This is a genomic window from Streptomyces sp. Ru71 (assembly GCF_002920535.1).
GTDB lineage: Bacteria > Actinomycetota > Actinomycetes > Streptomycetales > Streptomycetaceae > Streptomyces.
Window position 1 is genome coordinate 20088 of record NZ_PQSS01000001.1, and the last position, 13630, is coordinate 33717.

Annotated in this window: 15 protein-coding genes; 12 read left to right on the top strand and 3 right to left on the bottom strand. The window is 72.8% G+C overall.

The annotated features are described in order from the left end of the window. Window positions 1–160: 160 nt before the first annotated feature. The gene (locus C3489_RS00115) at window positions 161–685 is read left to right on the top strand and encodes a hypothetical protein (protein WP_103778452.1); all 525 of its coding nucleotides are present in this window, start codon (window positions 161–163) and stop codon (window positions 683–685) included. A 51-nt stretch (window positions 686–736) separates the two neighbouring features. Here C3489_RS00115 and C3489_RS00120 read toward each other — a convergent pair whose 3' ends face one another. Beyond that, window positions 737–2125 carry an MFS transporter gene (locus C3489_RS00120; RefSeq protein ID WP_103778454.1) on the bottom strand — a complete coding sequence of 463 codons (1389 nt, stop codon included), beginning with the start codon at window positions 2123–2125 and terminating at the stop codon, window positions 737–739. Between the two features lie 316 nt (window positions 2126–2441). Here C3489_RS00120 and C3489_RS00125 point away from each other — a divergent pair, with 316 nt between their 5' ends. The 11 genes from C3489_RS00125 to C3489_RS00175 are packed head-to-tail and all read left to right on the top strand — an operon-like array spanning window position 2442 to window position 12492. Next, window positions 2442–3929, top strand: a complete 1488-nt coding sequence (locus tag C3489_RS00125) for an aldehyde dehydrogenase (RefSeq protein ID WP_103778456.1) — start codon at window positions 2442–2444, stop codon at window positions 3927–3929. Window positions 3930–3945: 16 nt separating this feature from the next. Next, the gene (locus C3489_RS00130; RefSeq protein WP_103778458.1) at window positions 3946–4908 is read left to right on the top strand and encodes a VOC family protein; all 963 of its coding nucleotides are present in this window, start codon (window positions 3946–3948) and stop codon (window positions 4906–4908) included. Next, entirely contained in the window at window positions 4905–5705 is an 801-nt protein-coding gene (locus C3489_RS00135; RefSeq protein ID WP_103778460.1) for an aspartate dehydrogenase domain-containing protein, read from the top strand. The genes C3489_RS00130 and C3489_RS00135 overlap by 4 nt, the downstream gene beginning before the upstream one ends. Beyond that, window positions 5702–6493, top strand: a complete 792-nt coding sequence (locus C3489_RS00140) for an alpha/beta fold hydrolase (RefSeq protein ID WP_103778462.1) — start codon at window positions 5702–5704, stop codon at window positions 6491–6493. Before C3489_RS00135 ends, C3489_RS00140 begins: the two co-directional genes overlap by 4 nt. Window positions 6494–6499: 6 nt before the next feature. Continuing rightward, the gene (locus tag C3489_RS00145; RefSeq protein ID WP_103778464.1) at window positions 6500–7021 is read left to right on the top strand and encodes a cupin domain-containing protein; all 522 of its coding nucleotides are present in this window, start codon (window positions 6500–6502) and stop codon (window positions 7019–7021) included. Continuing rightward, the gene (locus tag C3489_RS00150) at window positions 7014–7757 is read left to right on the top strand and encodes an SDR family oxidoreductase (protein WP_374936706.1); all 744 of its coding nucleotides are present in this window, start codon (window positions 7014–7016) and stop codon (window positions 7755–7757) included. The genes C3489_RS00145 and C3489_RS00150 overlap by 8 nt, the downstream gene beginning before the upstream one ends. A 24-nt stretch (window positions 7758–7781) precedes the next feature. Then, window positions 7782–8567: an SDR family oxidoreductase gene (locus C3489_RS00155; protein WP_103778468.1), complete on the top strand. Its 786-nt coding sequence runs from the start codon at window positions 7782–7784 to the stop codon at window positions 8565–8567. Window positions 8568–8625: 58 nt separating this feature from the next. Next, window positions 8626–10251, top strand: coding sequence for a thiamine pyrophosphate-binding protein (locus C3489_RS00160; RefSeq protein ID WP_103778470.1), 1626 nt, complete (start codon window positions 8626–8628; stop codon window positions 10249–10251). A 12-nt stretch (window positions 10252–10263) separates the two neighbouring features. Then, entirely contained in the window at window positions 10264–11211 is a 948-nt protein-coding gene (locus tag C3489_RS00165; RefSeq protein ID WP_103778472.1) for a PDR/VanB family oxidoreductase, read from the top strand. Window positions 11212–11243: 32 nt separating this feature from the next. Next, the gene (locus tag C3489_RS00170) at window positions 11244–11471 is read left to right on the top strand and encodes a recombinase-like helix-turn-helix domain-containing protein (RefSeq protein WP_103778474.1); all 228 of its coding nucleotides are present in this window, start codon (window positions 11244–11246) and stop codon (window positions 11469–11471) included. Between the two features lies 1 nt (window position 11472). Further along, window positions 11473–12492 carry an aromatic ring-hydroxylating dioxygenase subunit alpha gene (locus C3489_RS00175; protein WP_103778476.1) on the top strand — a complete coding sequence of 340 codons (1020 nt, stop codon included), beginning with the start codon at window positions 11473–11475 and terminating at the stop codon, window positions 12490–12492. 118 nt (window positions 12493–12610) lie between these two features. Here the strand turns inward: C3489_RS00175 and C3489_RS00180 are convergent, their stop codons facing one another. Both C3489_RS00180 and C3489_RS00185 read right to left on the bottom strand, forming a co-directional pair. Further along, window positions 12611–13153, bottom strand: coding sequence for a MarR family winged helix-turn-helix transcriptional regulator (locus tag C3489_RS00180; protein ID WP_103778862.1), 543 nt, complete (start codon window positions 13151–13153; stop codon window positions 12611–12613). Between the two features lie 90 nt (window positions 13154–13243). Then, the gene (locus C3489_RS00185) at window positions 13244–13609 is read right to left on the bottom strand and encodes a hypothetical protein (protein ID WP_103778478.1); all 366 of its coding nucleotides are present in this window, start codon (window positions 13607–13609) and stop codon (window positions 13244–13246) included. Window positions 13610–13630 lie beyond the last annotated feature (21 nt).

Here is a 13630-nt window from a genome sequence, read left to right on the forward strand (position 1 = left end):
TGGAGCCGTGGGGAACGATCTGCACAGGACGCTAGGAGCTGGAGCGCGCTCCAAGTCAAGCCGCACTCTGGCCAACGCGCGTAGACCTGCGGCATCATCTCCCTGCACCACCTGCACAGTCACCTCACAGGACGCATGACTCTTCGCAGAGAGGTTCCACGTGAAACACGTGAAAGCCCTCATCGGTGTCCGGATCAGATCGATCCTGACCGCCCTCGCCCTCGTCATCGCCCCCGGTGCCGTCGTGCTCGGCACCGCCGGCGACGCCTTCGCCGTCACCAAGATCAGCCACGCCACCGCCACCTCGATGTTCCGCGAGGTCGGCATCACCTGGTCGTCCTCCGGCAACTGCTCCGACCGCTACAACTCCACCTGTACGTCCTTCGAGCAGCTCAACCTCGCCACCGCGCAGGGCGCCCAGACCCTGAAGCGGGCCAGCGGGTGCGCCCTGAACATCACCGGCGGCACCGAGACCGGGCACGCCTCCGGCACGTACTCGCACTGGAACGGCTACAAGCTGGACTACAGCAAGTACACGTGCATCGGGAACTACATCAAGACCAACTTCACCTACATCGGCCTGCGTGGCGACGGTGCCCCGCAGTGGAAGTCCGGCTCCGGCAACATCTACGCCGACGAGGGCAACCACTGGGACGTCCTGTACTACAACTGCGGCGGCTGCTGACATGGGTGAACCCCGGCGCACAGCGCGCCGGGGTTCACGTCGCCGAGGCTCCTACGGCGAGACCTCCTCCAGCCGCCGCCCCGCCGTCTCCTCCGCGCCCAGACCGGCCACGACGGCGCCGGCCAGGGACACCGCCCCCAGGGTCAGGAAGACGGCGCCGAGGTGGCCGCCGGCGTAGACGGCACCGACGACGATCGGGCCGAGGATCACCCCGAGCCGGTTCAGTGCCCCGCCCACACTGCTGCCCTGGGCCCGCATACGGGTCGGGAACAGCTCCGGTGTGTACAGGTAGAGGCTGATGTTGGAGCCGAAGAAGAACACCGCGGCCAGTGAGGTCCACACCAGCACCTGCACCGGCGTACCGGCCCCGAGGACGCCGAGGACGCCGAGGACGGCGGCCGAACCGGCGAGGCAGCCGGTGATCACCCGGCGGCGGCCGAGGCGGTCGACGGTGAGCGCGGCGACGAGACAGCCGGCCAGGCCCGCGCACGAGGTGACCGTGGAGTACAGCAGGGCGTCGGACAGGTTCAGCCCGTAGCGGTTCTTGTAGATGGTGGGCAGCCAGGACGTGATGCCGTAGTTCACGAAGTAGCCGGCGAACCAGAGCGCGCCCACGACCAGGGTGCGGCGTCGGTAGCGGCCGGTGAGCAGGCCGCGCAGACCGGAGGAGTGGCCCTCCGCTCCGGCCGGCGCGGCGACCGGGGGCTCGTCGGGCACGGCGGGCAGCGGTGCGCCCGTCGCCTTCTCCACCGCGGCCTCGATCCGCGCCATCACGGCGGCGGCCTCCTCGGTCCTGCCCCGGTCGGCGAGCCAGCGCGGCGACTCGGGCACCATGCGGTGGACCACGAAGGCCAGCACCCCGGGGATCGCCGCGAGCCCGTACATCCACCGCCAGCCCAGCAGTGGCACCACCCAGGCCGCGACCAGCGCGCCCACGGTCAGACCCGCCGGGAAGACCAGCTCGTACAGCAGGACGAAGCGCCCTCGCTTGTGGCTGCGGGTGATCTCGGCGATGAAGGTGGCCGCGACCGGGACCTCGCCGCCGATCGCCAGGCCCTGTACGAACCGCACCGCCATGAAGACGCCGGGGGAGGGGGAGAGGGCGAGCGCCAGGTTGGCGACGCTGGACAGGGCGACGCACAGGGCGATCACCCGCACCCGGCCGATCCGGTCGGCGACGCGCCCGGAGAGCAGGGCGCCGGCCAGCATGCCGATCGAACCCACGGTGAGCAGCAGGGTCGCGGCGGAGGTGGTCAGGTGCCAGTCGGCCCGCAGCCCGGGCAGGGCGTAGGCGATCAGGAGCTGGTCGAAGGCCTCGAAGAACGTGACCGCGCCGACGACCAGCCGGACGGTGACGTGCCAGCGGGACAGGGGAAGTCGTTCGAAGCGGGCGGCTATGGAGGCTCTGAGCGAGAGGTCGGGTACTGCTTCGGTCGTCATGCGGTACTCCGCTGGTCACGGGGGCGGGGGGACGACAAGCACGGGGTCGGGGAGAGCGATTTTCGGCCAGCGAGTCGGTCCAGTGTGGCAGAGCGCACCAGATCCGCACCAGGGCCGAGCGCAAACATCAGGTAAGCGCAAAGCTTCTAAGCGCTTAAGTTGTATCTCTCGCCGCCGGGAGCCCGTCAAGGCCTGAAGCAGCGATTTAACCGCCGAATCTGTCGGCGCCACCCCCTTGCGTCCCAGATATTTAAGCCCTTAGGTTTCTAGCGCTTACTCAAGCAGCTCCCCACTCGATGCGTTCAGGAGGCCCCGTATGCTCCGAACTCCCCCGGACGAAGCGCTCGTTGCGGGCCGGTGGCGACGCGGCGGCGGTGCCCCGGCGCAGAGCCTCGATCCGGCCACCGGCAGCCCCTTGGCCACCGTCCACGCCGTCACCGCCGAGGAGGTCGCCGAGGCGGCGCGCGCCGGAGCCGAGGCCGCGGCCGAGCCCGTCTGGCGCGATCTGCTGCCGCACCTGCGGGCCCGGTTCCTGCACCGCGTCGCCACGCTGATCGACGACGACGCCGAGCACCTCGCCGCCCTGCAGACCGCCGACACCGGCAAGGCGCTCACCGAGACCCGCGCCCTGGTCGCCAGCGCGGCCGGCACCTTCCGCTACACCGCAGCCGCGCTGGAGACCGCCGAGGACGCCCTCACCCCCTCCCGCGGCGCCTACGTCACGATGAGCGTGCACGAACCCATCGGCGTCGTCGGCGCGATCAACCCGTGGAACTCCCCGGTCGCCAGCGACGCCCAGAAACTCGCCCCGGCGCTCGCCGCCGGCAACGCGGTCCTGCTCAAGCCCGCCGAGTGGACACCGCTGGTCTCCCTCGCCCTGGGCCGCCTGATCAGCACCGCCCTGGCGGAGCACGGCCTGCCCCCGGCCCTGCTGTCGGTCCTGCCCGGACCCGGCCGGATCGTCGGCGACGCGATCGTGCGTGACCCGCGCGTCGGCAAGGTCGCCTTCACCGGCGGCACCGCCACCGGCCGCGCGCTCGCCAGAGCCGCCGCCGACAAGCTGATGCCCGTCTCCCTGGAACTCGGCGGCAAGTCGCCCACCATCGTGCTGCCCGACGCCGACGTCGAGCAGGCACTCGCGGGCGTCATGTTCGGCGTGTTCTCCTCCAGCGGCCAGTCCTGCATCGCCGGTTCCCGCCTGTTCGTGGCCCGTACGCTCTACGACGACTTCGTCGGCTCCCTCGTCGAACGCGTCCGCAAGCTGCGCGTCGGACCCGGCACCTCACCCGACACCCAGGTCGCCCCGCTCGTCCACCCCGCCCACCGCGACAGCGTCGCCGCCTATGTCGACCTCGCCCGCCAGGAGGGCGCCCGCGTGCTGTGCGGCGGCGCCGTCCCCGAGGGCCCCGCCTACGACGGCGGCGCCTACTACCTGCCCACCGTCCTCGACGGGCTGCCGGGTGACGCCCGCACCTGCCAGGAGGAGATCTTCGGCCCGGTTCTGGTCGCCCTGCCCTACGACGACGAGGAGGACCTGGTCCGCCAGGCCAACAACTCCGTCTACGGCCTCGCCTGCGGCATCTGGACCCGCGACCACCGCGCCGCCTGGCGGATCGCCCGCCGCATCGAGGCGGGCACCGTCTGGATCAACACCTACAAGCAGTTCAGCATCTCCACGCCCTTCGGCGGCATGAAGGAGAGCGGCCTCGGCCGCGAGAAGGGGCGCGACGGCATCCGCGCCTACCAGCGCCAGAAGTCCCTGTACTGGGGCACCTCCACCGCGCCGCTGCCCTGGGCCGGCTGACCCACCCGGAGTTCTCATGTCCCGACCGCCCGAACCCCCCGTCGCCCACCTGCGCGCCCTGCGCTCCGTCGAACTGCACACCCCGCACTTCAGCGAGGCCACCGACTTCTACGAGGAGGCCTGGGGTCTGGAGGTCGTCGAGGCCGGCCACAGCGCCAGCTGGCTGCGCGGCACCGGCGAGGAGCACCACGCCCTCCAGCTCAGCCGCTCCGACCGCATCGGCCTCGGCAAACTCGCCTTCGCCGTGACGACACCGGCCGAGATCGACGAGGCCGCCCGCCGGCTCGAACGGCGCGGCATCCGTCCCGTCACCGGACCCGGCCCCCTCGACCAGGTCGGCGGCGGATACGGGCTGCGCTTCCACGACCACGAGGGCCGCCTGATCGAGCTGTCCGCCGACACCTGGGCCGTACCGCCGCGCGGCCGGGACGCCGCCGTGCCCGTCGGCGTCACCCACGTCGTCCTCAACACCCCCGACATCGACGCCTCCGTCGCCTTCTACCGCGAGGTGCTCGGCCTGCGCGTCTCGGACTGGTCCGAGCACCAGATGGCGTTCCTGCGCTGCAACAGCGACCACCACTGCGTCGCCTTCAACCAGGCGCCCTGGGTGTCCCTCAACCACGTGGCCTACGAGATGAGTTCGCTGGACCACTTCATGCGCGGCCTCGGCCGGCTGCGCCACCACGGGATCACACCCCAGTGGGGCCCGGGGCGGCACGGCCCCGGCAACAACACCTTCTCCTACTTCACCGACCCCACCGGTCTGGTCTGCGAGTACACCTCCGAGGTCGCCCAGGTCGTCGAGGACCGCTGGATCTGCAAGGTGTGGCGGCGCGTCCCCGAGCTGTCCGACCTGTGGGGCACCGCCGGACCGCCCTCGCCGCTGATCCGCGCCCACATGGCCGGCACCCCGGACGGCACCCCCGTCCAGCCGCCCCTCGACGCCCGGCCCGCCGCCCCGCAAGGAGCCCCCGCATGAACCCCACCCCCCTCAAGGTCGCCCTGGTCGGCTGGGGCGCCATCGGCCGCGTCGTCGGCACCGCCCTCGCCGCCGGGGACGTACCGGGCGCCACGCTGGAGTGCGTCGTCGACAACCGCCCGCTGGGCGGCGCCGCACCCGCGGAACAACTCCCCTTCGAGGACGCCGTCGACCGCTGCGACCTCGTCGTGGAGGCCGCCGGCCAGGCAGTGGTCCGCGCCTGGGGCGAACGGGTCCTCACCTCCGGCACCGACCTGCTGGTCGCCTCCACCGGCGCCCTCACCGACGAGGACCTCGCCAAGCGGCTGCTGACCGCGGGACCGGGCCGCGTGTACTTCACCGGCGGCGCCGTCGGTGGCCTCGACCTCCTCCAGGCCGTCCGCGCCCTCGGCCCCCTCGACCACGTCCGGCTCACCACCACGAAACTCCCCGGCACCCTCGAACAGCCCTGGATGGACGAGGAGTTGCTGCAGCGGCTGCGCACCGCGACCGGCCCCGTCGAGGTCCTCGCCGGCACCGCCCGGGACATCCCCGTGAAGTTCCCCCGCTCCACGAACGTCGCCGCCTCGGTGGCGCTGGCCGTCGGCGACCTGGACGCCGTCCACGTCCGCGTCGTCGCCGACCCCGCCGCGGTACACACCCGGCACGTCGTCGAGGCGTCCGGCCCGCACGGCGCCTACCGCTTCGAGGCGGCCCACACCCCCGACGCGGACAACCCCGCCACCAGCAAGGTCGTGCCGTACGCGGTGCTGCGCTCGCTCGGCGCGATCGCCGGACGGCCGGGACAGATCCTGTGACCCCCGCCAAGGCGCACGTGGAGGAGGCGGGCACCTCCGGGCCGCTGCTGCTGTGCCTGCACGGCATCGGCTCCTCCTCGGCCTCCTTCGGGCCCCAACTCCAGGCCCTGGCCGAGGAGTTCCGGGTGGCTGCCTGGGACGCCCCCGGCTACGGCCGCTCGCCCGACCCGGACGCACCGCTCGACCTCGACGGCTTCGCGGACGTGGCGGCCGAGGTGATCCGGGCCCGCGGCGGCAGCGCCCACGTCCTCGGCGTCTCCTGGGGCGGCGTCATCGCCCTGCGGCTCGCCCTGCGCCACCCCGCGCTCGTCGCCTCCCTGATCCTGGCCGACTCCAGCCCCGGCTCCGGCACCGACCCCGGCAAGGCCGCCGCGATGCGAGCCCGCGCGGACGAACTCCGGGCCCTCGGGCCCCGCGCGTTCGCCGAACGGCGCGGACCCCGCCTGGTCTCCGACGGCGCACCCCCCGAGCTCGTGCGGCGGGTCGTCGACACCATGGCCCACGCGGTACGCCTGCCGGGCTACGCCCACGCCGCCGCGTCCATGGCCTCCGCCGACCTGCGCGCCGACCTGCCGCGCATCACCGCACCCACGCTCGTGCTGTGCGGCGACAAGGACCAGGTCACCGGCCCGGACGCCGCCCAGGCCCTGGCCGGTGGCCTGCGCAGGACCGCCAGTGTGGTCGTCAAGGACGCCGGCCACCTGGCCAACCAGGAACAGCCCGAGCGCTTCAACGCCTGGGTCCTGGCCCACCTGCACATCGTCACCAACCCCCGCACGAAAGGCTGACCCGCCATGCCCCTGACCACCACCGAGTACGACAACAACGGCGACCTCGCCAAGTACACCGACTCGCTCATCGCCAGCCGCGACTCCCGCGAGCCCGACTGGGGCACCCTGTCCTTCCAGGAGAAGGCCGGCCCGCAGTACCGCCGCGCCCAGATCCGCTACGTCGGCTCCGGCGCCACGGGCAACCACGAGAACGACAGCCGGATCATCCCCTCCGGCGGCTTCACCTTCTCCAACATGCTGCTGCCGCCCGGCGCCGAGGGCCCGGCCCACACCCACCACGACGTGGAGGAGGCCTTCTTCGTCCTGGAGGGCCAGGTCCGCGTCGGCATCCACCGCGGCCCCGACGAGGTCGAGTACCGCACCCTCGGCTACCGGGACATGATCGTCGTCCCGGCCGGCGTCACCCGTTCCCTGAAGAACGAGGGCGACACCGACGCGCTGTTCTGCGTGATCATCGGCACGCAGAAGCCGCAGGTGCCGACCTACCCCGAGTACTCGCCGCTGTACGGCGTCACCCGTGACTGACGAGACGCGCACGGTCGTCGTGACCGGGGCGGGCCGTGGCCTGGGGGAGGCCATGGCCCGCCGGGCCGGCGCCGACGGCCACCGGGTCGTCGTCGCCGAACTCAACGCCGAGTGGGGCGAACGCACCGCGTCCGCGATCCGCGCCGAGGGCGGCCAGGCCCACTACGTCCACTGCGACGTGGCCGACCCCGCCTCCGTCACGCAACTCGCCGAGCAGGTGGGCGAGTTCGGTCCGGTCTGGGGGCTGGTCAACAACGCCGCCCTCGCCAACGGCGTCGGCGGCAAGGAGTTCCAGGACATCGACATCGAGACCTGGGACCGCCTGATGACCGTCAACGTGCGCGGACCCTGGCTCGTCGCCAAGGCGCTGCACCCGCTGCTCGCCCGCCCCGGACGCATCGTCAACATCGCCTCCGACGCCGCCTTGTACGGCTCCCCGCGCCTCGCGCACTACATCGCCTCCAAGGGCGCCGTCATCGCCCTGACCCGGGGCATGGCCCGCGAACTCGGAGAGCAGGGCATCACCGTCAACGCGGTCGCACCCGGCCTGACCGAGTGCGAGGCCACTGAGACCGTGCCCCTCGAACGCCACACCCTCTACGCCGGCCACCGCGCGATCTCCCGCCCGCAGCAGCCCGACGACCTCGTCGGACTCGTCTCCTTCCTGCTCGGCGAGGAGTCCCGCTACCTCACCGGACAGGTGATCGCCGTCAACGGCGGCTTCACCATGCACTGATCCCCCCAAGAACCGGAGAACTCCATGGATCTGGGTCTCGCCGACCGGACCGTCCTGGTCACCGGCGGCAGCTCGGGCGTCGGTCTGGCCACGGTCCGCGCGCTGCTCGACGAAGGCGCACACGTCGCCACCTGCGGCCGCGACGCCGACCGCCTCGCCAAGGCCGCCGCCCGCCTCGGCGCCGGCGACCGGCTGCTGACCGGCGTGTGCGACGTACGCGACGCGGACGCCGTCACCGCCTTCGTCGAGCGGGCCGCCGCACACTTCGGCCGCCTCGACGGACTCGTCAACAACGCCGGCCAGTCCCGGATGAAACGGCTCGACGACACCGACGCCGAGGACTGGCGCGACGAACTGGAGCTGAAGTTCACGGGCGTGCTGAACCCCCTGGCCGCCGCCCGCCCGCACCTGCGCGGCTCCGACGCTGCCGGCGTCGTCAACGTCAACGCCGTCCTCGCCAAGCAGCCCGAGCCTCGCCTGATCACCACCAGCGCGGCCCGCGCCGGCATCCTCAACCTGTCCAAGTCCCTCGCCACCGAACTCGCCCCCGAGGGCATCCGGGTCAACTCCGTCTGCCTCGGCCTGATCGACACCGGACAGTGGACCCGCCGGCACGCCGCCGCCCACACCGGCCTGTCCTACGAGGACTGGCAGGCCGAGCTCGCCGCCGACCGGGGCGTCGCCCTCGGCCGGCTCGGCCGGGCCGAGGAGGTCGCCTACGCGATCGTGACGCTGCTGTCGCCGCGCGCCTCGTACATCACCGGAACCGCCATCGACGTCTGCGGCGGGGTCGGCCGCGGCGTCTTCTAGGACGCCTGACAGGCACGGACAGGCAGTGACAGGCACTGACAGGCATTGAGAGGCACGCATGACGTACCGCACCGGAGGCGACCTCCTCGTCGCCGTCCTGAAGGAATTCGGCATCGACACGGTCTTCGGCATCGTGTCCGTGCACAACCTCCCCCTGGTCGAGGCCGTCGACCGCGAACTGCGTTTCGTGCCCGTGCGGCACGAGGCCACCGCCGTCAACGCCGCCGACGGCTACGGCCGCGCCCGCGGCGGCCTCGGCTGCGCCCTCACCTCCACCGGCACCGGCGCCGGCAACGCGGCCGGCTCCCTGATCGAGGCGCTCGCCGCAGGCACCTCCGTCCTGCACGTCACCGGGCAGATCGAGACGCAGTACCTCGGCAGCGGACGCGGCTTCATCCACGAGACCAAGGACCAGCTCGGCATGCTCCGCGCGGTCTCCGCGTACGCCGCGACCGTCCCGGACACCGAGAGCGCCGGCCGCCTGCTGCGTGAGGCCGCCGCCGTGGCCCTGACCGCACCCGGGGGACCGGCCAGCATCGAGTGGCCCATCGACCTGCAGTACGCCGCCCAGCGGGACGACGGTGCTGCGGCACCCCACGCCGAGGTCCCGGCTCCCGACCCGGCAGAACTCGCCACCGCACGCGAGCTGCTGGCCACCGCGCGACGCCCGCTGATCTGGGCCGGGGGCGGTGCCACCCGTGCCCGGGACGCCGTCCTGGAGCTGCTGCGCGCCACCGGCGCCGGCCTCATCACTTCCAACTCCGGGCGCGGCACGATCCCCGAGGACCACCCGCAGGTCATCGGCAACTACGCCACCACGCCCGCGGTACGCGCCCTGCTCGACGACGCCGACGTCCTGGTCACCATCGGCACGCACTTCCGCTCCAACGAGACCGCCGACTACACCCTCCGCCTCCCCGAGGCGCACATCCAGATCGACGTCGACGCCGCCGCCCTCGGCCGCGTCCACCCCGCCACGCACACCCTGCACGGCGACGCCGCCCGGGTGCTGCCCGAACTGACCCCGGCCGCCGCGCCCGCCGACCCGGGCTGGAGCGCCCGCGTCACCGCCGTACGCGACGAGGTGCGTGCCGCCCAGCGGGACGCCATCGGCCCGCAGGCCGCGATCTGCGACGCCCTCGCCGCCGCCCTGCCGCCCGGCGCCGTCGTCGCCCGGGACGTCACCATCCCGTCCTCCACCTGGGGAAACCGGCTGCTGCCCATCCACGACCCGCGCGGCAACGTCTTCCCGCGCGGCGGCGGCATCGGCCAGGGCCTCGGCATGGGCATCGGCGCCGCCCTCGCCCGCCCCCACGAGCCCACCGTGGTCATCGCCGGCGACGGCGGCCTCGCCGTCCACCTCGGCGAACTCCTCACCGTCGCCCAGGAGCGGCCCCGCCTGCTGCTGCTCGTCTTCGACGACGGCGGCTACGGCGTCCTGCGCAACACCCAGGACCGCTACAGCGAACGCCGCAGCGGGGTCGACCTGTTCACCCCGGACTTCGCCCAACTCGCCGCCGCCTGCTCGCTGCCGTACGCGCGTATCGCCGCCGAGAGCGACGCCGGACCGGTGATCCGCGACGCGCTCGCCATGGACGGGCCGGTCCTCGTCGAGGTGGACCTCGCCGCGCTCGGCCCGATGAAGACCCCGTTCACGCCACCGGTGAAGATCCCCACCGCGTAAGGAGGCCGTCCCATGAGGCTCACCGAAGAGCAGGAGCTCGAACTCCTCGTACGCCGTATGACCTGGGAGGCGGACGGCGTCCTGTCCGTCGACCTCGCGGACCCCGCCGGCAAGCCCCTGCCCAGCTGGACCCCGGGCGCCCACCTCGACCTGCACGTCGGCGGACACGTCCGCCAGTACTCGCTGTGCGGCGACCCGGAGGACCTCGGCGTGTACCGCGTCGCCGTCCTCGACGAGCCCGCCTCGCGCGGCGGTTCACGGCACGTCCACACCCGGCTGCGCCCCGGCGAGCGGGTTCGCGTCGCCGGCCCCCGCAACCACTTCGCGCTGGAGCCGGCCGGGTCGTACGTCTTCATTGCCGGCGGCATCGGCATCACCCCGATCCTCGCCATGGCCCGCCAGGCCGACCGCGACGGCATCCCGTACCGCCTGGTGCACGGCGGACGCACCCGCGCCTCCATGGCGTTCGGCGGCGAGCTCGCCGCGTTCACCCGGGGCGAGGTGACCCTCGTCCCGCAGGACGAGCAGGGCCACATCGACCTGGAGGCCGCCCTCACCGATCTCCCCGAGGACGCCCTCGTGTACGTGTGCGGGCCGGAACCGCTGCTGGCCGCCGTGCAGGAGCGGTGCCCGGAAGGGCAGTTGCGGCTGGAGCGGTTCGCCGCCCCGGTCGTCGAGCGGACCGGTGACGACACCGCCTTCGAGGTGGAGTGCCGCCGCTCCGGACTCACCGTCACCGTCGGCGCGGACACCTCCGTGCTGGACGCCGTCGAGGCGGCGGGCGTGGCCGTGCCCTCCTCCTGCCGCGACGGCATCTGCGGCACCTGCGAGACCCGCGTCCTCGCCGGCACCCCCGAGCACCGCGACTTCCTGCTGTCCGAGGCGGAGCACTCCGCGAACGCCACCATGATGATCTGCGTCTCGCGCTGCGCCTCCGACCGGCTCGTCCTCGACCTGTGAACCCCCTGACCACGACTGCCCCGGAGGCCCCGATGACCAGCACCGACTGGCCGTACCTCGAACCACACCAGTCCCGCACCCACCAGCCCACCCCGTACGAGCTGAAACTCGCCCGCACCCTCGAAGAGATCTTCACCGAGGACGGCCACGAGCTCGCCGACGTGATCGCCGGACTCAACGCCCGCCAGGTGCACACGCCCGACGGCACGCCCTGGACCGAGGAGACCTTCCGCGCCGAGATGCACCGCCTGGGAGCCTGAGATGACCCTCACCACCGACGTCACCGCCGACCACGTCTACGCCAACGGCCTGCGCAACCAGTGGCACCCGGTCGTCCCCTCGCACTTCGTCGAGCCGGGCGGCATGCGCAAGGTCACCGCCCTCGGCGAGAACTGGCTGCTGTTCCGCAGGTCCGACGGCACCCTGTCCCTGCTCGCCGACCGCTGCCCGCACCGCGGCGCCCCGCTCTCCCTCGGCAAGCACCTCGGTGACCGGGTGGCCTGCTGGTACCACGGCGTGGAGGTCCGGGGTGACGGCACCGTCTCCTCGGTGCCCGGCCTGCCCGGCTGCAACCTGGAGGGCAAGAAGCTCGTGACCTCCCTGCCGGTGCGCGAGGTGGGCGGCGCGATCCTCGCCTGGTTCGGCGACGAGGAGCACCCCGAGCCGGCCGGCCTCACCCTGCCCGAGCCGCTGACCGACCCGGAGATCGCCTCGTTCCTGTGCTACGCCGAGTGGAACGTGCCGTGGCGCTTCGCCATGGAGAACCTCCTCGACCCGATGCACGGCGCCTTCCTGCACCACGAATCGCACACCATGTACGACGGCGACACCCAGGCCCGGTTCCGCATCCGGGAGACCGAGCGCGGCTACTTCTTCGAGAAGACCGACCAGCGGGGCGTCAACTTCGACTGGGTGGAGCTGTGCCGCACCGGTGTCGACTGGGTCGACCTGTCCATTCCCTACCCGCCCTCGGCGGGCCCCGGCGGCGCCTTCGGGATCGTCGGCATGGCCTGCCCGGTGGACGCCGAGCGCACGGGTGTCTTCTTCTGGCGCTACCGCAAGGTGTCCGGCTGGCAGCGCGACACCTGGCGCTTCCTGTACCGCACGCTCATCGAGGAGCGGCACTGGCAGGTGCTGGAGCAGGACCGGGTGATGCTGGAGGCCATGCCGGCCGACGCCGACCAGCGGGAGAACCTCTACCAGCACGACCTGGGAGTGGTCCGGCTGAGGCGGCTGTACCGGCAGCAGGCGGAGGCGCAGGCGGGTGCCTCGCGGGCGTAGGGCCAGGCGCCGGGGGCCAGGCGCCGGGGGCCAGGCGCCGGGGGCCAGGCGCCGGGGGCCAGGCGCCGGGGGCCGGGGCGGGGGCCGGGGCGGGTGTCCCGGTGTCCGGGGCCCGGGGTCAGGACGGTGAGTCCTCCTGTGTCTCGGCCGCGTTTACGATGGAGCGCTCCAGCTTGGACAGCAGCCGGGCCAGCTGGCGCCGCTCCGCCGGGGACAGCTCGGCGAGCATCCGCCGCTCGTTCTCCAGGTGCTCGGCGAACACCTCGTCCACCTTGGCGAGGCCGGCGTCGGTGAGCCGGGAGTAGACCACACGCCGGTCGTCGGCGTCGCGCTCGCGCACGATCAGGCCGTCCTTCTCCAGCCGGTCTATGCGCAGCGTGACACCGGCGGAGGAGATCAGCCCGGAGTCGGCGAGCTGGCCCGCGGTGAGCCGGTAGGGCTTCCCGGCCCGCCGCAGCGCGGTCAGCACGTCGAAGCCGGCCACGGCCAGCCCGTGGCGCTCTATGGCGGCGGTCAGCCCGGTCTGGTAGCGCAGGAAGGTGCGGTGCAGCCGGGCCAGGACCTCCAGGGGGGAGGTGTCCAGCTCCGGCCGCTCCCGGGCCCAGTCCTCGATGATCGCGGCGACGGCGTCCCGCTGGGCCGTAGTCTTCTTCCCCGCCATGTAGTGCCCCTTCTGCATCAGCGCACGCACGACCTGCGGAGAAATCTTAGCCCTGAAATATGTGTGGTGGGGTCGGCACCCCTCCGTCCGTCAGGGAGCCGTGCGGCTCGTGGCCAGGAGCCAGCGCCAGCGCGGGCTTTCGGTGACCAGTGTGGCCGCGGCCAGCACGGACACCGTGAGCGCCGCCCACACCGGCCAGGCAGCCCAGGCCGCGACCACGGCGGCAGCCAGCTGCAGCAGCACCAGCAGGACGGTGACCGCTCCCGGCACCGGGACGATCACCTGGGCCTTGTCGCCCGGTGTGGAGAAGACGGTGGGCAGGCCGATCAGCACGACCACCGCCAGTACGGCGAGCAGCCGGGAGTGCCCCCACAGCGCCCAGGGCGTGGCTGTCCAGGCGACGAGCTCAGTGGCGAAGCGCAGGATCGATGCGATGCGGTCGTCCGGTCGTTCCACGGGTCCCCCTCCGGTGGTGCC

Excerpts from the sequence above, each read along its gene's own strand:
- C3489_RS00130 (WP_103778458.1), top strand. The coding sequence starts at position 3,946 with ATGTCCCGACCGCCCGAACCCCCCGTCGCCCACCTGCGCGCCCTGCGC.
- C3489_RS00155 (WP_103778468.1), top strand. The coding sequence starts at position 7,782 with ATGGATCTGGGTCTCGCCGACCGGACCGTCCTGGTCACCGGCGGCAGC.
- C3489_RS00125 (WP_103778456.1), top strand. The coding sequence starts at position 2,442 with ATGCTCCGAACTCCCCCGGACGAAGCGCTCGTTGCGGGCCGGTGGCGA.
- C3489_RS00170 (WP_103778474.1), top strand. The coding sequence starts at position 11,244 with ATGACCAGCACCGACTGGCCGTACCTCGAACCACACCAGTCCCGCACC.
- C3489_RS00160 (WP_103778470.1), top strand. The coding sequence starts at position 8,626 with ATGACGTACCGCACCGGAGGCGACCTCCTCGTCGCCGTCCTGAAGGAA.
- C3489_RS00135 (WP_103778460.1), top strand. The coding sequence starts at position 4,905 with ATGAACCCCACCCCCCTCAAGGTCGCCCTGGTCGGCTGGGGCGCCATC.
- C3489_RS00180 (WP_103778862.1), bottom strand. The coding sequence starts at position 13,153 with ATGGCGGGGAAGAAGACTACGGCCCAGCGGGACGCCGTCGCCGCGATC.
- C3489_RS00120 (WP_103778454.1), bottom strand. The coding sequence starts at position 2,125 with ATGACGACCGAAGCAGTACCCGACCTCTCGCTCAGAGCCTCCATAGCC.
- C3489_RS00175 (WP_103778476.1), top strand. The coding sequence starts at position 11,473 with ATGACCCTCACCACCGACGTCACCGCCGACCACGTCTACGCCAACGGC.
- C3489_RS00165 (WP_103778472.1), top strand. The coding sequence starts at position 10,264 with ATGAGGCTCACCGAAGAGCAGGAGCTCGAACTCCTCGTACGCCGTATG.
- C3489_RS00145 (WP_103778464.1), top strand. The coding sequence starts at position 6,500 with ATGCCCCTGACCACCACCGAGTACGACAACAACGGCGACCTCGCCAAG.